Raw genomic sequence first — 16,402 nt, forward strand, 5'->3', positions numbered from 1 at the left:
GGACAGCGGAGCGGACGGGGTGGGGCGGGCGCCTCCCACGGCCCTGACCAGGCGAAGGTCCAGTTACTTGCCGTAATCAGACCCCCACTTTGTGCAATGATGTGGGGACCGAAACCATCCTTCGCGCGCCCGAGGAGTCCCGTGAATCCGGCCCGATCGTTCGTCGCCCTGACGATGAGTTCCCTGCTCCTGTTCCCTCTCGGGGCCGCGACCGCCGCGCCCGCCCTGGCCGCGCCCCATGAGGGCGTGGTCAGCGAACAGCCCGTCCAGTGGACGCCGCACGTCCTGGACGGGAAGGTCAAGGACATCCTCCGGATCGGCGACACCGTCGTGGTGGCCGGACAGTTCGAGCGCGTGTCCGACGCCGACGGGGGCAGGACGTACAACCGGCGCAACCTCTTCGCCTTCCGGCACGGCACCGGTGAGCTCCTGCCCGCCTTCGCGCCGCGGGTGGACGGCACCGTCAACTCGGTGACCGAGGGCCCGGGCGGTTCGCTGGTCATCGGCGGCCAGTTCCAGAGCGTCAACGGCTCGGCCAGCCGGGGGATCGCCCGCGTCGACGCCACGACCGGCCGCAACGTCTCCGGGTTCCGCGCGTCGCTGGACGACGGGAGCGTGTACCGGCTCGCCGGGGACGGTCGCGACCTCTACGTCGGCGGCAACTTCACCGGGGTGAGCGGGGAGAAGCGCACCGGGCTCGCGCGGCTCGACGCCGCGACCGGCGAGGTGGACGCGGACTTCACCCCGACCATCTCCGAGCAGCGGCGGGGCGTCCTGCGCGTGCAGGAGCTGGCCCTGAGCCCGGACGGCCGCAGGCTCGCGGTGAACGGGACGTTCACCAAGGTCGACGGCCTGGACCGGTACCAGATCGCCATGATCGACACCGCGACCGGCTCACCCACCACCTGGTCGACCTCGGAATACGAGGCGGAGTGCGACTACGAGGGCCTCCACACCTACATGCGGCAGATGGACTTCGCGCCGGACGGCTCCTACTTCGCCGTGGTGACGGGCGGCGGCCCCGAGGTGAAGCCCGGCCTGTGCAAGACCGTGGCACGGTTCGAGAACACGGACACGGCGGGCTCCGAGGCCACCTGGTCCAACATGACCGGCGGGGACACCCTGTACTCGGTCGAGGTCACCTCGTCCGCCGTCTACGTGGGCGGCCACCAGCGCTGGATGGACAACGAGAAGGGCGCCCAGAACCCGGGGCCGGGTTCGGTCGCCCGCGAGGGCATCGCCGCGGTGAGCCCCACGACGGGCCGGGCGCTGTCCTGGAACCCGGGCCGCTCCCGGGGCTACGGCGTGGAGGCCCTGCACGCGACGTCCGACGGCCTCTACGTCGGCAGCGACACCGACCGGCTCGCGGACGAGTACCACGCGCGGCTGGGGATGTTCCCGACCGTGTGAGGGTCCGACGTCGGGTGAGCGCCCGACGAGAAGCACCGACGGGGTGGTGTCCGAGTGTTCGGAGCACCGCCCCGTCGGTCACTTCGGGGTGTTCTCCGCCTCCTGGGCCTCCTGGGCGCGCAGGATCTCGTCCTGGATCTCGTCCTCCCGGGCCGCGCCGCCCTGGAGGCGGTCCCCCACGGCCTTGTCCTGCTCCTGGCGCTTCCTCGACCACTGGTCGACCGACGCGGACATCTGGTCGCGCCACTTGGAAAGGAGGACGTACGAGGCGAGACCGCTGATCACCCACGCGAGAACCAGCGCGATCCAGGAACGCGCGCCGAACAGGTAGACGACGCCGAAGGCGCCCGCGAACAGCGCCAGACGGGCGGCGGTATAGGTCAGCCAGCTACGCATCAAAAAGCCTCACAACAGACGTTTACCTGGACTAGATTGGGCAGCGCATCCATCCACGCGGATCACGTGCGTGGACGGCCGAGTCATGCGACCGTGGTCGAAGGGGCGGTGTCCCGGATCAGGCAGCCTCACCTCCAGGTTAAGGGGGTGCCTTCGCCGGTGCGCACCAGGGCGGGGTGTGTCCCGTCGCAGGCCGGGCGGTGGTCAGCGCCGGATTCAGATAGTCATGGGATGTTTCCAATCCCGACAGCCGGGTCTGAACATCACGTTCCGATCACATATCCCCCGCTTCTCCCCCGAACGCCGCAATTTCTCCGAAAACTAGGGAGGAAACGGACCAACTCGTGCACACTAGGGGATCAAACGCCCGCCGCCCCCTCAGTCCAGGCGGGCACGATTGGGGGAATGTGAAGGTGGAACGAGCAAGCGAACGCCTGTTGACCCCCGGGGAAGTGGCCTCACTCTTCCGGGTTGATCCCAAGACCGTGACTCGCTGGGCCGCCTCCGGGCGCATCAGCAGCATTCGGACCCCCGGCGGCCACCGCCGTTTCCGGGAGTCAGAGGTACGCGCCCTCCTGCTCGGCGAACCGAGCGAGAGCACCACCTGAAGAAGTCCGGCACGCCCCCGACGGTCCCGGACCCGACGACCCGAGCGGTCTTCCCCCAACCCGGGCCGGTGTCCCCGGCCGGGAGGGGTCGACAGCATGAGTAGGCTGGAAGCATGGTGTGGCTCGGTGGCCTGATCACGCTCGTGTCGATCGTTCTATGGGTGTACGCGTTCTTCGACGCGTTGACCACCCCTGCGCAGGAGGTCCGGAACCTCCCGAAGGTCCTGTGGCTGGTCGTCATCGCGCTGTTCATGCCCGTGGGATCCATCCTGTGGCTCTTCCTCGGTCGTCCGCCCAAGCCCGTCTCCGTCCTGGGCGACGCGCCCTCCCCCAAGGAGGCCGCCAGGTCCGTGGACGACCTTGACCCGTCAGACTTCGCCAAGCCCTCGGACAGCCCGCACCCACTCGGCCCGGACGACGATCCGGAGTTCCTCAGGGACCTCAACCGTCGGATCGACCCGGAGGACTGAGTCTCCGCAGGCGCTGGCACACGCTTCACCGCGCGCGGCGGCCGCGACACCCGGAACACGTGAAGGGGCCGTACCCGAACGGGTACGGCCCCACCGTCGTCTCCGTGCCTTCGTCCGCGTCCGGGGCTCGCCCGGACCGGGTCAGGCGTAGGAGTGGAGCCCGCTGAACATGTAGTTCACGGCGAAGAAGTTGAACATGACGGTGAGGAAGCCGATCACGTTGATCCAGGTCGCCTTGGGTCCGCGCCAGCCACCGGTCGCCCGGGCGTGCAGGTAGGCCGCGTAGATCACCCAGGAGATGAAGGACCACACCTCCTTGGGGTCCCATCCCCAGAACCGGCCCCAGGCCTCGTCGGCCCAGACCGAGCCGGCGATGACACCGAACGTCCACAGCGGGAACGCGAAGAGGATGAACCGGTGCGAGATACGGTCGAGCAGCTCCGGGCTGGGCAGGCGCCCGGCGATCCCGACCACCTTCTCCCCCAGGGCCCGCCTGGCCTCGGCCCGGTGCGCGACCAGGTAGGTGATGCCCGCGGCGCCGGACACCATGAACGCGCCACCCGCGATGATCACGGCGGAGACGTGGATCGGCACCCAGTAGGACTGGAGTGCCGGGATGAGCGGGCCCGGGTCCACATAGAGCCACCGCACCCCGATGCCCAGCAGGAGCAGGACGGGGACCAGCACGAACGCGCCGAGGAAGCGGGCCTGGTACCGCCAGGAGGCGTAGAGCAGCGCGCCGACGGCCACCAGGCACATCGCCACGACGAACTCGAACATGTTGCCCCAGGGCCAGCGTCCCGCCGCCAGCCCCCGGGTGATGATCTGGGCGAGGCCGAACACGAAGCCCAGCGCCGTCACGCCCAGCGCGATCCGGCCGAGCACGCTCTGCGAGGCCTGCGCCTCGCCCTCGTCCGTGCGGACGCTGACCTCGATGTCGTCGTCGGCGCCCTCGACGGAGCCCGCGCCCACGGGCATGAGGCGTCCCGCCCTGAGCCTGGTGCGTCGTCCGTAGGCGGCCTCGATGGCGAAGAGGAACAGCGCGGCCGCGTACGTCACGATCATCGCGATGATCAACGTGTCACTGGCCGACGCCATCGTCTCGTCCACCGGTCCGGCGAGTGTGTACGTCACCGGTCACTCCCTCTTGTCGTCGACTCTCGCGGGTCGGATGTCGTGTGGGGGTTGTCGTCGGACTCGCTCCTGAGTCGTCCGGCAAGTCGTTTGGTGATCTCGTGGAACTCGGCGTTGTCACCGGCGACCTCGGTCTTGCCGAGCCCGGCCAGCTCCACGCGGGTGGTGCCGTCCTCGCCCCTGGTCGCGCGCACCCACACTCGGCGGGGACGCACGAACAGGGTCAGCAGCAGGCCCGCCACGGCCGCCGTGGCCGCGCCCAGGGCCGGGAGGCGGGCACCGTCCCGGTTGCTCTGGAGCGTGGCGTACTCCTTGTAGCCGGTGAAGGTGATCGAACCGGCCTCGTCGGGCAGCTCCCAGGTGTCGCCCACCGCCATGACGGGTGACTCACCCAGCGACTCCATCCCCTCGGTCCGGAGCTGGTAGACCGACTGCGGGTCGACCATCCCCATGTCGCCCTGGTAGGCCTCCAGGGTCACCATCGGGTTCTCCGCCCCGGGGAAGGTCGAGACCAGCTCGCCCTCGGAGTCCTCGGCCGCCGTGGGCAGGAACACCCCGACGAAGCCCAGCTCCTCGCCACCGGTGTCGGGCACCTTCACCACACCGTCCGAGGTGTAGGTCATGGTCTCGCGGTGCAGGAACGGCACCGCCTGGTCGAAGACCAGGTCGCCGTCGGCGTTGCGCACCTCGAACTGCGGCGCGTACCCGTGGCCCAGCAGGTACACCTGCACCCCGTCCACGCTCAACGGGTGGTTGACCTCCAGGGTGTGCTGCTCCTCCTCCGACTCGGGCGACTCCTTGTAGCTCAGCTCCGCCACGTAGGACTCGGCCTGGCCACGCAGGTCCCCGTCGTCGATGAAGGACGCCTCGAAGCTGTCCAGGTGGATCGTGAACGGCTCGAAGGCGTCGGTGTCGGTCCAGTGCCCGGGGTAGATGGCGTCGTAGGAGGGCAGCGTGTTCGCGAACCCGTCCCCCTCCACCAGCAGCATGTTGCCCCGGTAACCGAAGAACGATCCCGCCGCCAGGGCCAGCAGCAGCGCCAGCAGGGAGAAGTGGAACAGGACGTTGCCCACCTCCCGCAGGTACCCCGTCTCTGCCGAGACCGAGTCGCCGTACCGCTCGACCCGGTACCCCTTCAGAACCGAGCGGGACCGCTCCAGCACCGTCTCGGGTGAGGCCCCGGTGCCGAACCGCGCCACGTAGGGCATCCGGCCCAGGTTGCGCGGGGTGGCCACCGGCCGGGCCCGCACCGCCCGGGCATGCACCAGCGCACGCGGGATCACACACCCCGCCAGGGACACGAACAGCAGCAGGTAGATCGCCGCGTACCAGGGTGAGGAGAACACGTCGAAGAGGTGGAAGCGGTCCAGCCACACCGACAGCTCGGGGTTCTCCCGCACGTAGGTGGCGACCTCGTCCACGCTCACCACGTTCTGCGGCAGGATCGACCCCGGGATCGCCCCCAGCGCCAGCATGAACAGCAGGATCAGGGCCGTGCGCATCGAGGTGAGCGTGCGCCACACCCACCGGCCCCACCCGGCCGGGCCCAGACCCTTCGGGCCCGGACCGGCCGCCGGATCGGGCGTCCTCGCCTGTTCGGCGCCGTCTGCGTTCTCGGTCGTACGCGTACTCACGTCAGATCACCGTCTGGAAGTTGGCGGCCCAGCCCTGCATGGCGATGGTCATCTGGGTCCACAGACCCGTCACCATCGCCAGGCCGACCAGGACGAGCATGACACCGCCGACCACGGTGACCGTGCGGGTGTGGCGCTTGAGCCAGCCGAAGGCGTTCAGCGCACGTCGGTAGAGCAGCGACGCCACGATGAAGGGGAGCCCCAGACCGACGCAGTAGATCAGGGAGAGGAGCATGCCGCGACCGGCGCCGCCCTCGATGAAGGCCAGCGTCTGGACGGCAGCCAGGGTCGGGCCGATGCAGGGGGTCCAGCCCAGGCCGAACAGGACGCCGAGCAGCGGCGCCCCCGCGAGCCCGGCGCGGGGCAGGCGGTGGAAGCGGAACTCGCGGCCCAGCCCGGGCAGCACGCCCATGAAGGCCAGGCCGAGGAGGATCGTGAGCGCGCCGAGCACGCGGGTGATCGGATCGGTGTAGTCCATGAGGAGGTCACCGAGCCAGCCGATGAACCCGCCCACGGCGACGAACACCAGGCTGAACCCGGCGATGAACAGCACGCTTCCGGTGACCATCGTCCAGCGGCGCTGAGCCAGCTCGGCGTCCACGTCGGCGATCGTGCTGGTGGCGGTCGCTCCGTCACCGCCCGCGGCGTCGGAGGTGGTCGCCTGGCGTTCCCGCACGTGGGAGCCGCTCATCCCGGAGACGTACGACAGGTAGCCGGGAACCAGGGGGAGCACGCACGGGGAGAGGAAGGAGACGAGGCCGGCGAGCAGGGCCAGCGGTGCGGCCAGGAGGAGGGAGCCGGTCATGACGGTGGTGCCGATCGCGTCCATCAGTCGCCGTCCCCGCCCGGAGCGTCCTCGTCGGCCGCTTCCTCGGAGGCCTCCGCCTCGTCGCCGGGCTCGGCGTCGTCGGTGCTCTCGGCGCCCTCGCCGTAGCCCTCCAGCTCCGAGATCCGGACGCGTTCCTCGGGGTCACCGAGGTCGAACTCCACCACGACCGGATCCAGCAGCCCCGTCAGCTGCCCGTAGGTGGTCGGACCGATCACCCGCGCCGCGATGTTCCCGTCGGGGTCGATCACCAGGGTGCTGGGGATCGCCCGGGGCGGCACGGTCTCACGGAAGGCCTGCGGGATCTCCCCCGGCTGGTCGTACAGGCTCGGGTACTCCACACCCTTGTTCGCGGTGTAGGCCGCCGCGGCCGTCTCGTCGTCCTTGATGTTCACACCCAGGAAGTCCACGCCCAGGTCCCCGTACTCGGCGTGCACCTCGTCCAGGACCGGCTGCTCGGCGCGGCAGGGCCCGCACCAGCTCGCCCACACGTTGACGACCAGGATCCGGCCCTCGTACTCCGACAGCGACAGCTCGTCGCCCTCGAACGTCGTCCCCGTCACCTCCGGGGCCGCGGCGCGCTCACCGGGCTCGAACTCCGTCGCGCTGCCGTCTCCCGAGATGAACCGGTCCTCCTCACCCCCCGTCTCGATCTCCGTGCCACCGGCGCAGCCGGACAGGACGAGGACAGCCGTCACCGCGGCGGCCGAAAGGAACGGCACGGCACGACGGCGTCGCGTACCTGTGCTGGTACTGGGCATCGAGGGGACCTCGCGAACCGGGTGTGATCAGGGCGGACTACAACAACGACAAAGTGTAGTAGATACCCTGGGGCCCGCTCGGCCGACCCGACACAAGGGAGCGTCCTCCTGGTCCGGCCCGCTCGGGCGCCCGGTGGGAGGTACGGCGCGGGTGCCGGGAGGCGGCACCGGTTGGGGGGGTACGGCACACGTCAGGGGCGATGCTGGGGAACATCGCCCCTGAGTGGCGGCGGATCGGGCGCTGGGTCAGAGGGCCCCGCTCCCGGGTCCGGCCTGGTTCGTCAGCCAGCCTCGACGAAAGCCTCGCGGAGGTAGTCGTGCACGGCTCGTTCGGGGACCCGGTAGGAACGCCCCACACGAATCGCGGGGAGAACTCCCGAGTGCACCATTCGGTAAACGGTCATCTTGGACACACGCATGATCGTGGCGACCTCCGCCACGGTCAGGAACCTGACCTCTTCGAGAGGCGGTTTGCTCCCGTTCATCTTCCGACGCCCTCATTCCCGGACGTGAGCATTTGTCTACCGTTCAGCCCTGGCGTGCCTCACGGTGCTCGGGGGACTCCGGCGAAACAGTCCCCGCCCCACCGACACGCCAGCGTGTCATGCTGTCACTACTGACACGTCCGTTTTCAGAGTAGAGCCGAGTTCCCCTCTACGGAAGGTCGTTCGTGCGGTCTTCGTGGTTGCGCGGTGACCACGGGTCAGATGAGGTTTAACGGTGGGTATAAATGGCCGACCCTGCTCAAAGAAGGCCCGCTCTGGCGAGCACGTAGTCGCGCAGCGGAGCGTAGTCCTCGGGCAGGTATCCGTCGTCCAGAGGCACGGTGACCAGGAGTTTCCCCTCGTGCTCCGCGAGGAACAGGGCGGGGTCGTTGCAGTCCGCGAAGCCCACCGTGGGCACCCCCGCCTCCCCCGCCGCACCCGCGAATCCGTGATCCGCGATGACCAACTGCGGCCATGGCTCCCCCCGGTCCGTCAGCTCCGCCAGGATCGCCCGCATCGCGAAGGGGTGGTGACTGTGCCGGGGCAGGTTCCCGTCCGTCACGAGCGCCACGTCCTCCCGCCAGACCACGATCCGGCGGTTCGGAGGCCGTTCGGTGGTCACCTCGTAGGAGTAGCCGCCCGCCGCGGTGAGAACCTTGCACCCGCGCGCGGTGAGCGCGTCCTTCCACGCCTGGTAGGTCTCCCGCAGGTTGCGCGGGTGCCCGGTGGCGAACATGACGCTCTCCTGGCGGGTGGCCGCCAGCGCCAACCGGTCGGCCAGGGCCTCCAGCGCGTCGATGGTGAGGTCGGGGTCGATGGTGTCGATCCCCCACACGTACTCGGCGTCGCCCACCACTCCGCAGCGCTTGTTCATCAGGGCGAGGACCTCGGCGTACGTCCAGTCGTGGGAGAAGGTCAGCCCGAACTGGTGGTACGGGTCCTTCTGCACGAGCCGCCGGTAGTGGCGCAGGTTGTTCTGCCGTGGGGTGTCGACGTGCCCCGCGATCCCCGTGCGAACCAGATAGGTGATGAGTTCGGCGCGTGTCGGCGGCGTCACCTGCGTTCCCCTTCCTCGTCTGCGCGGCGAGCCGGTGACACGCCGCGCGACCACCACGGCTTCGGCTCCTGTTCGCCCGGTATTCATCCCCTTCCTACCCGCTGAACGCGCGCCACGCCGCCATCGCGGAGATTTCACCGGGGTGTGATCCGGCGGCGGGGGCGGGAGGAGGGAACCGCTCAGAGGGTGGGGTCGATCCCGTGGCTGGGGAAGACGGCGGTTCGGGTGGCGTGGATGGCCCGGTCGACGGGGTCCCCCGGGTCGTAGCCGTGCTCGAAGGGGGTGAAGGAGACCCCTCTGCCGTCGGTCATGTAGAGCGGGGCCAGCTCGCCGGTGCGCTGGCGCACGAAGTCGCGCCACCCCTGCGGGGTCTCGCTGTCCGGGTCGATGGGTGCGCCCGCCGCCTCGGCCAGCAGGTGGGTCCAGGCCCGGGGCACGACGTGCACGAGGCCGTAGCCGCCACCCCCGAACAGCAGCCAGCGGCCACCCGCCGTCTTGCGCGCCAGCTTGTGGAGCTCCTCGTAGGCCCGACGCTGCCCGTCCACGCTGAGCGTGAGGTTGGCGAGGGGGTCGAGCGCGTGGGTGTCGCAGCCCTGCTGGGTCACCAGGATCTCGGGCTGGAACTCGTGCAGCAGGGGCGGCACCACGGCGTCGAAGGCGCGGTGCCAGCCGGTGTCGCCGGTCCCGGCGGGCAGGGGCACGTTGACGGCGTAGCCCTCCGCGTTCGGGCCGCCGGCCTCCGAGGCATGCCCGGTGCCCGGGAACAGGGTCGCCGGCGACTCGTGGAGGCTGATCGTGAGGACCCGGGGGTCGTCGTAGAAGGCGTTCTGGACGCCGTCCCCGTGGTGGACGTCCACGTCGACGTAGGCGATGCGCTTGGCGCCCTGCTCCAGGAGCCAGGCGATGGCCAGCGCGGGGTCGTTGTAGACGCAGAACCCCCACGCGTTGCCGTGCATGGCGTGGTGGAGTCCGCCCGCGATGTTGGCGGCGTGCGCGCTCTCACCGGTCCACACGGCCCTGGCCGCGGCCACCGAGGCGCCCGCGATCAGAGCGGAGGCCTCGTGCATGTGCGGGAACACGGGGTTGTCGGTGGTGCCGAGCATGTGGGTGTCGTCGGGCTCCAGGGTCCGCCCGGCCCGCTTGACCGCCTCGATGTAGGCGGGGTCGTGGACCAGGGAGAGGAGTTCGTCGGAGGCCGGTTCGACGTCCAGGAGGTCGACCCCGGCGCCGTCGAAGACGCCGAACTCGCGGCTGAGCGCCATGGTCAGCTCGACCCGGATCGGCGCCATCGGGTGCTGTGGCCCGAAGTCGTAGGTGGTGAGTCCGTCGTCCCATGCCACCCGAAGCGAGCAGGACGTGCGCCCTCCCATGTGGTGACCCCCGTTTCAGGTGTGCGTGCTCCGAAGCACACAGTACGCAAGGCCGGGTCCGGGCAGAACCCCGGGTCCGGTTCGGTTTCCGGGGCGTGCCGGGCGGGGAGCGCGCCACGGGAGACGGGAACGGCCCCGGAGGGAGGTCCCTCCGGGGCCGCGGGGCCCATGACGGCGGTCCCGCCGCCGCGCGTGCCTAGCTGTTCTCCATCTTGTAGTAGCAGGACTTGTAGGTCTCGCCCGCCTTGAGCTTCTTGGTGCCGTGGAGGGGCTTGCCGAAGCCGGACTCGGTGGAGGTGATCATGAGGCGGTACTCGCCCGGGTCGAGCTCGACCTTCATGACCTCGCCCTCGTCGAAGCAGGAGTTGCCGGTGGGGGGCGAGGAGTAGACCTCGCAGCCCTCGCAGGCCTCGGTGAACTCCTCGCCGTGGACCGCGTCCGGGCCCACGAACATGAAGTGCATCTCCTCCGGCGAGTTGTTGGTGAACTCGATGACGACCTTGTCGCCGTTGCCGGTGCTGTAGGGGCTCATGTCCTCGATCGAGGACTCGCCGAAGATGGTCTTGAGGTCCATCTGCTGCTCGATGCGCCCGGCACCGATGTGCTTGGTGAGCTTCTCGACGTCGTCGGCCTCGTAGTCGGGGTAGCTGGCCTCCAGGAACTCGACGGTCGCGTCCGCGTCGTCGAGGTCACCGGAGTCCACCTGGGCCCAGCCGCAGTTGAGGGCGGCGTCGGGACGCTCCTCCTCGATGCGTTCCGCGATGTCGGGAGCGGCGTCCCAGGCGAGGTCGTCGAACATCCCGATCTGGTCGAAGGCCGAACACCAGTTCTCCGCCTGGTAGTCGCCGGTGGCCAGGTCGTACAGCTCGACCAGGGCGTCGGGCACCTGGGCGGCGGACGGGGTGTCGGCGAAGTCGTCCGCGATGAAGGCGTAGGTCTCCTGCGCCTTCCGGAAGGCCTCGCTGACCTCGTCGGTCACGGTTCCGCTGTAGGACTCGTCCGCGTCGGCGGCGAGCTGGGCCGCGTAGTCGAAGTGGATCTCCGCGATGCTGCCGTCGGTGTCCTCCCAACGGGCTCCGGCGTGCGCGAAGTAGTCGGTGTAGGACTCCAGCGCGTGGTCGTAGGCCTCGTTGGCGACGTCGGACTGCGCCCGGCTCAGGATCTCGCAGGCCTCGGCGCCCGCGCGGGCCCGGTTCATCAGGGACGGCGACATGGAGAGCTGGAAGCCGCCCTCCACCTGTTCGTAGGTGTCGATCGCGGTGTCGCAGTCACCCTTCGCGTGTTCGGCGTCCGCGACGCGGAGGCGCCACTCACCGGTCTGCCAGACACCGACCAGCGAGAGCGCCATGACCACGACGAGGCAGGCGGCCAGGACGACCGGCTTGCCCGTGGCCGTGGGCTCCTCTCCCCGGGCCATGAGACGGCGGTCGTGCCTGCGTCCCGCGAAAAGACCGTGCACGACGGTGACCAGGATCCAGCCCAGGAGGACCGGGACCCAGACGAGCAGGTCGTCAGCGGCGCCCATGAGGGCGGCCGTGACCAGCAGGCCCACGGTGACGGCCAGGTTGATCCCGAAGAACACCCAGCTGCGCAGGTGGAAGTAGCCCGCGCCGACACCGGACAGGTTGAGCAGCGCGACGCGCAGGCCCGTCCGGGACTTGAGGAGGCCGAGCGGGGGCAGGGGCGGCGGCGGGCCGCCGAAGTGACCCGCGGGCGGGCTGGGGGGCATACCGCCGGGAGGCATACCGCCGGGCGGTATCCCACCCGGGGGCATGCCGCCGGGGGGCGGACCTCCCGGCGGCGGGCCGAAGGGCGGGTTGCCACCGGAGGGGGCGCCGGCCGGCGGCGGGCCGCCGAACTGGCCGGGCGGCGGGCCACCCGGACGGCCGGGGCCGTGCGGAGCACCGGGACCAGAGGGGGCGCCCGGACCGTTGGGGCCACCGGGGGCGCCGGGACCCCCGGGCGGCGGGCCACCGGGACCGTGGGGACCACCGGGGGGCGGTCCACTCGGCGCCTGACCCATGGGCGGGGGGCCTCCGGGCGGTGGGCCACCGGGTGGCGGCCCCACGGGCGGGGGCTGACCCCCGGACGGGGTCGGGGCGCCGGGGCCGCTTCCCGGGGCGGGACCGCCGACGGGGGTCTGCGGGCCGCTCGGAGCGGGGGGAGGCGTCGCGGATCCGGGCTGGCCCGGGAGGTTGGACGGGTCCGAAGGGGGTTGAGGGTGTGTCATGGGGCCCCGGAATCAGTGAGGGGAAGACGTACGCAGTCGAAGAGGGAAGAGGGGACGAGCCCTCTTATCCCGACTTTATTCGTCAGGTAGGACGCAATGTCCGACGCCCGGCGACCAGAGCGACCAGGAAATCCACCTGTGATTTGGGTCACATACAGAACGACTAGCTCTCCGACAGCGCCCTGCTGCGGTCCCGCGCCGCCTCGATCGCGTCCGTGAAGGCCGTGCGCACTCCGTGTCGCTCCAGCTCACGGAGAGCTGCCGCCGTGGTCCCTCCGGGTGACGTGACGGCCTCCCGCAGGACCACGGGGTGCTCCCCCGAACCGTCGAGCATGGCCGCGGCGCCGGTGATGGTCTGCCCCACGAGGCGCTCCGCCGTGACCCGGGGCATACCCATGGCCACACCGGCCTCGATCATGGTCTCCGCGATGAAGTAGAAGTAGGCCGGTCCGCTGCCGGAGATGGCGGTGACCGTGTCCATGTGCTGTTCACCCACGCGCAGCACCTCGCCGACCGCGCCCAACAGCTCCTCGGCGCGGTCCAGGTGCCCGGCCCCCGCGTGGGCCCCTCCGGCGACGGCCGTCATGCCCCGGCCCATGAGCGCGGGGGTGTTGGGCATCGCGCGGACCACCGGCACGCCCGGGTGCAGGTGGCTCTCCATCACGGCGGTGGTCAGCCCCGCCGCCACCGAGATGACCAGCTGCTCGCCCGACAGGTGTGGGGCGAGGTCGTCCAGCAGGGCCAGCATGTCCTGGGGCTTGAGGGCGAGCAGCAGGGTGTCCGCTCGCTTGGCGGCGTCCGCCGCCGGCACCGTCTCGACCCCGTGGCGGGCGCGCAGCTCCGCCGCGTGCTCCTCGCGCGGCTCCGTGACGAGCACGTCCTCCGGGGCGTGGCCCTGGGCCAGCAGCCCGGCGAGCAGCGCCTCGCCCATCTTTCCTGCGCCGATGATCGCGATCATTAGGGGTCCTCTCTGCGCGTTCCCTCCACGCTAGCGGCCCGGGGGCTCCCGCGTGGACCTCCCGTCCCACGGAGTGGACGCGGGGCCCGACCCCGCCGGTCAGCCCTGGTCGGGTGTGCCCTCGTCGTCGACCGCTCCCCCGGGGTCGACCGAGAAGCGCCGGGGCGGGGACTGGGGGCGTCCGCGCAGCAGCGCGATGCGCTCGCGACGGCCCAGTGTGGGCTCCGGCTCGGGCGGGCCCTGCGCGAAGTGCAGCCGGGTGAAGGCCAGCGCCTCGGCCAGCTCACGCAGGCGCGCCTCACGGTCCACCGCCTTGCGGGTGCTCACCTCCAGGACCAGCTGCCCCTCGTAGCCCGTGCCCGCGAGGTGTTCGAGCAGCTCCGCGACGGGCTGGCTGCCGCGCCCGGGGATCAGGTGCTCGTCCAGGTTCTGGCCGCCGAAACCGTCCGCCACGTGGACGTGGGAGAGCCGGTCGCCCAGGCGCCTGGCCATGTCCATCGCGTCGGACCCGGACATGGCGGTGTGGGAGAGATCGAGGGTGACGTCCGGGTAGTCCCGGTCGAGCGGGTTCCAGCTCGGCGCGTAGGGGACGACCTCGCGCTCGCGCACCCGGACCGGGTACATGTTCTCGACGGCGAAGACCACGTCGGTCTCCTCCTGCATGCGGGCGACGCCGTTCTCGAAGTCGCGGGCGTACTCGCGCTGCCAGCGGAAGGCCGGGTGCACCACGATCGTGGAGGCGCCCAGCGCCTCCGCCATCTCCTTGGAGCGCACGAGCTTGCCCCAGGGCTCACGCCCCCACACGCGCTGGGTCAGCACGAGGCAGGGGGAGTGGACCGCCGTCACGGGCATCTGGTGGTAGTCCGAGAGGCGCCGGAGGAGTTCGATGTCCTGGCTCGCCGGATCGGAGGACACGAGGACCTCCACGCCGTCGTACCCCAGCTTCGCGGCGATCTCGAACGCGGCCGGGGTCTTCTCCGGGTAGACCGACGCCGACGAGAGGACCACGGGCGCGTCTGGGACCTGGATAGGGCTCACGCGTTCCAGAGTATGCGCTCCACGGCGGTCCGGGGCGGGCGGGCGCGTGAACACGGCGTGGCGGGGACCCCGCCGGGCGGCCGTGAGGGGGCGGGGCCGGAGGGAACGGCCGTCCCCCGGTGCTCGGGGAACGGCCGTCGGAGATCATCGGTGCGCACGTGGCGCGGTCTCGCGGGCGGCGGGTCAGAGCCGCACGGCACCGGCGAGGTCGTACTGGGTCACGTCCCGCTCGGCGATCTTCCCGCCGGAGCTCGGGGCGTCGATCATGCGGCCGCCGCCGAGGTAGATCGCGACGTGGTAGGCGTATCCGCCGCTGTCGGTCCAGTACAGGACGTCGCCGCGGCGCGCGTCGGAGTAGCTCACCCGGGTCCCGGAACCGACCTGGTCCTGGGCCACGCGGGGCAGGCTCACACCGGCCTGTTCGAAGGAGTGCTGCACCAGTCCGGAGCAGTCGAAGGAGTTCGGGCCGGTCCCGCCCCAGGCGTAGGGCTTGCCCTTCTGGGACTCGGCGGCGCTGATGACCTCCTCCACGTCGGTGGAGGCCAGGGACTGGTGGACGCGCTCACGGTCCTGGGAGTTCGCGGGGCCCCGTGACGGGGCCGTCGTGGCGTCGTCTCCCGGCTGGGCGGTCTGGGTCTGGGAGTGCGCCGGGGCTCCCCCGGCGGCGAGGGTCGCGGCCGCGAGGGCGGCGACGAGGAGTGCGCGCCGAGATCGGCGGCACGTCCGGGCGGAAGCGGCCTGCCGCTCCGTGTTCGTGAGGGAACGACAGGCCCGCGTTGGCTCGTGGTGCCGAGGTTCTCGCATGACGTGGTGCTCCTGCTCCGTCGGGGCAGCCCGCACCACTGTGACGCGGGTCTCCCTGCCGCCAACTCACCACCATTCGTCACACAGACACCGGGGAAAATCAGGCTCCGTGGTCCAATCCGCATCCAAAAACGGTAAAGACCACGTGACCTCGGCAGGCAAAGCGGTCATCGAACCATCAAACGACCGCCCGCCCACCGAGGTCAGCCACCGTCCGCTAGGGCTGCGGGACGTTCAGGGCGGACCGCACGAAGTCGGTCGTCGCCGCCATGCCGAGGTTGTTCGGGTGGATCGGCGCGCCGTCCTCGGGGATCAGGCCCTCGACCCAGCGGGTGCTCGAACCCTGACAGACGTCGTGACCGCGCTCGAAGGTGTCGACGAAGACCGCCCCCTGGGCCGTGGCCTCCTCCTGGAGCATCGCGTTGAGCTTGGTCTGCGCGGCGTCCAGGAACGGGACGTCACCCCGGGAGATCGGCGTGCTCGGCCAGCAGCCTCCGCTCTCCGGAAGGATCTGGAGGTAGCCGACGCTGAGGACCGTGGCGTTCGGGCTGCGCTCCGCGATGTCCGCGTACACCCCCGAGACCTCGCCCCGCAGCCCCTCGATCCGCTGGTCGAGCTCGTCGCCGTAGTAGTCGGCGCACGGGCTGCCCAGAGGGTTGGTCAGACTGCGCTTCGCGCACTCCATGAGGACCTGGGAGAAGCCGAAGTCGTTGCCCGCGATCCCCACCGTGACGAGGTCGGTCTCGGGCCGCAGCGCGTCCAGCTGCGGCGGGGTGTCGTCGAACTGGGCCTCGTAGAGGTGGCTCATGACCGCGCCGGAGCAGCTGACGTCGGTGAGCTCGGAGATGCCCAGCTCCTCCGCGAGGCGCTTGGGGTAGTTGACCGAGGACTGCATGCAGCCGAGGAGCGGCATGTTGGCCTGGGCCTGGACGAGGGGACCGGCGACGAAGGAGTCACCGATGGCCACGTAGTGCCCGAAGGCGGCCGACTCGGCCTCCTCCGCGGCGACGGGGGCGGTGGCCAGCGAGATCCCCATGGCCGCGATGGCCAGCGGGGCCGCGAGGCGGGCGAGGCGGCGCAGCCCGCCGGGGCGGCCACCGCCTCCGGGGGAACGGGGGATCGCGGGGGTTCGGTTCGTACGGAACACGAGGGGTTTCCTCTCTCCAAGGAGCGGGGGCACAGGAGTGTTCTGCCATGGGGCGAGGGTGACTCTCCCCACAC

At 70.8% G+C, this 16,402-nt stretch carries 16 protein-coding genes; 3 read left to right on the forward strand and 13 right to left on the reverse strand.

Features of this window, described 5'->3' with window-relative positions; translation table 11 throughout:
* Positions 1-141: 141 nt before the first annotated feature.
* Positions 142-1,410, forward strand: a complete 1,269-nt coding sequence (locus tag ACFW3L_RS10705) for a hypothetical protein (protein WP_378738695.1) — start codon at positions 142-144, stop codon at positions 1,408-1,410.
* Positions 1,411-1,488: 78 nt separating this feature from the next.
* Here the strand turns inward: ACFW3L_RS10705 and ACFW3L_RS10710 are convergent, their stop codons facing one another.
* Positions 1,489-1,806 carry a DUF4229 domain-containing protein gene (locus ACFW3L_RS10710; RefSeq protein WP_378738697.1) on the reverse strand — a complete coding sequence of 106 codons (318 nt, stop codon included), beginning with the start codon at positions 1,804-1,806 and terminating at the stop codon, positions 1,489-1,491.
* A 407-nt stretch (positions 1,807-2,213) separates the two neighbouring features.
* Between ACFW3L_RS10710 and ACFW3L_RS10715 the strand changes: the two genes are divergently transcribed.
* Positions 2,214-2,414, forward strand: coding sequence for a BldC family transcriptional regulator (locus ACFW3L_RS10715; protein ID WP_026116196.1), 201 nt, complete (start codon positions 2,214-2,216; stop codon positions 2,412-2,414).
* A 113-nt stretch (positions 2,415-2,527) separates the two neighbouring features.
* Entirely contained in the window at positions 2,528-2,884 is a 357-nt protein-coding gene (locus ACFW3L_RS10720) for a PLD nuclease N-terminal domain-containing protein (protein WP_378738701.1), read from the forward strand.
* Between the two features lie 141 nt (positions 2,885-3,025).
* Here ACFW3L_RS10720 and ccsB read toward each other — a convergent pair whose 3' ends face one another.
* The 12 genes from ccsB to ACFW3L_RS10780 form a co-directional block, all read right to left on the reverse strand.
* Positions 3,026-4,018: a c-type cytochrome biogenesis protein CcsB gene (gene ccsB / locus ACFW3L_RS10725; protein WP_378738703.1), complete on the reverse strand. Its 993-nt coding sequence runs from the start codon at positions 4,016-4,018 to the stop codon at positions 3,026-3,028.
* Positions 4,015-5,652, reverse strand: a complete 1,638-nt coding sequence (locus ACFW3L_RS10730; RefSeq protein WP_378738706.1) for a cytochrome c biogenesis protein ResB — start codon at positions 5,650-5,652, stop codon at positions 4,015-4,017. Before ACFW3L_RS10730 ends, ccsB begins: the two co-directional genes overlap by 4 nt.
* A gap of 1 nt (position 5,653) precedes the next feature.
* A complete protein-coding gene (locus ACFW3L_RS10735; protein WP_378738708.1) occupies positions 5,654-6,481 on the reverse strand; it encodes a cytochrome c biogenesis CcdA family protein in 828 nt (275 codons plus the stop codon).
* Positions 6,481-7,239, reverse strand: a complete 759-nt coding sequence (locus ACFW3L_RS10740; protein ID WP_378738710.1) for a TlpA family protein disulfide reductase — start codon at positions 7,237-7,239, stop codon at positions 6,481-6,483. The genes ACFW3L_RS10735 and ACFW3L_RS10740 overlap by 1 nt, the downstream gene beginning before the upstream one ends.
* Before the next feature lie 281 nt (positions 7,240-7,520).
* Positions 7,521-7,724, reverse strand: coding sequence for a helix-turn-helix domain-containing protein (locus ACFW3L_RS10745; protein WP_013155995.1), 204 nt, complete (start codon positions 7,722-7,724; stop codon positions 7,521-7,523).
* Positions 7,725-7,983: 259 nt separating this feature from the next.
* Positions 7,984-8,781, reverse strand: coding sequence for a phosphatase (locus ACFW3L_RS10750; protein ID WP_378738712.1), 798 nt, complete (start codon positions 8,779-8,781; stop codon positions 7,984-7,986).
* 179 nt (positions 8,782-8,960) lie between these two features.
* The gene (locus tag ACFW3L_RS10755; RefSeq protein WP_378738713.1) at positions 8,961-10,121 is read right to left on the reverse strand and encodes an acetoin utilization protein AcuC; all 1,161 of its coding nucleotides are present in this window, start codon (positions 10,119-10,121) and stop codon (positions 8,961-8,963) included.
* A gap of 226 nt (positions 10,122-10,347) precedes the next feature.
* Positions 10,348-11,895: a DUF1109 domain-containing protein gene (locus ACFW3L_RS10760; protein WP_378738715.1), complete on the reverse strand. Its 1,548-nt coding sequence runs from the start codon at positions 11,893-11,895 to the stop codon at positions 10,348-10,350.
* A 649-nt stretch (positions 11,896-12,544) separates the two neighbouring features.
* Entirely contained in the window at positions 12,545-13,339 is a 795-nt protein-coding gene (proC, locus tag ACFW3L_RS10765; protein ID WP_378738717.1) for a pyrroline-5-carboxylate reductase, read from the reverse strand.
* A gap of 99 nt (positions 13,340-13,438) precedes the next feature.
* The gene (locus ACFW3L_RS10770) at positions 13,439-14,377 is read right to left on the reverse strand and encodes a sugar phosphate isomerase/epimerase family protein (RefSeq protein ID WP_378738719.1); all 939 of its coding nucleotides are present in this window, start codon (positions 14,375-14,377) and stop codon (positions 13,439-13,441) included.
* Positions 14,378-14,560: 183 nt separating this feature from the next.
* Positions 14,561-15,181 carry a C40 family peptidase gene (locus tag ACFW3L_RS10775; protein WP_378738722.1) on the reverse strand — a complete coding sequence of 207 codons (621 nt, stop codon included), beginning with the start codon at positions 15,179-15,181 and terminating at the stop codon, positions 14,561-14,563.
* Positions 15,182-15,398: 217 nt separating this feature from the next.
* Complete coding sequence (locus ACFW3L_RS10780; RefSeq protein ID WP_378738724.1) at positions 15,399-16,328, reverse strand: SGNH/GDSL hydrolase family protein; 930 nt, start codon at positions 16,326-16,328, stop codon at positions 15,399-15,401.
* Between the last annotated feature and the right edge of the window lie 74 nt (positions 16,329-16,402).

This window comes from Nocardiopsis sp. NPDC058789, assembly GCF_042745575.1.
GTDB classification, from domain to species: Bacteria; Actinomycetota; Actinomycetes; order Streptosporangiales; family Streptosporangiaceae; genus Nocardiopsis; species Nocardiopsis eucommiae.

Coding starts and splice junctions, on each gene's coding strand:
- ACFW3L_RS10710 (WP_378738697.1), bottom strand. CDS start 1,806: ATGCGTAGCTGGCTGACCTATACCGCCGCCCGTCTGGCGCTGTTCGCG.
- ACFW3L_RS10720 (WP_378738701.1), top strand. CDS start 2,528: ATGGTGTGGCTCGGTGGCCTGATCACGCTCGTGTCGATCGTTCTATGG.
- ACFW3L_RS10735 (WP_378738708.1), bottom strand. CDS start 6,481: ATGGACGCGATCGGCACCACCGTCATGACCGGCTCCCTCCTCCTGGCC.
- ACFW3L_RS10740 (WP_378738710.1), bottom strand. CDS start 7,239: ATGCCCAGTACCAGCACAGGTACGCGACGCCGTCGTGCCGTGCCGTTC.
- ACFW3L_RS10745 (WP_013155995.1), bottom strand. CDS start 7,724: ATGAACGGGAGCAAACCGCCTCTCGAAGAGGTCAGGTTCCTGACCGTG.
- ACFW3L_RS10760 (WP_378738715.1), bottom strand. CDS start 11,895: ATGCCTCCCGGCGGTATGCCCCCCAGCCCGCCCGCGGGTCACTTCGGC.
- proC (WP_378738717.1), bottom strand. CDS start 13,339: ATGATCGCGATCATCGGCGCAGGAAAGATGGGCGAGGCGCTGCTCGCC.
- ACFW3L_RS10775 (WP_378738722.1), bottom strand. CDS start 15,181: ATGCGAGAACCTCGGCACCACGAGCCAACGCGGGCCTGTCGTTCCCTC.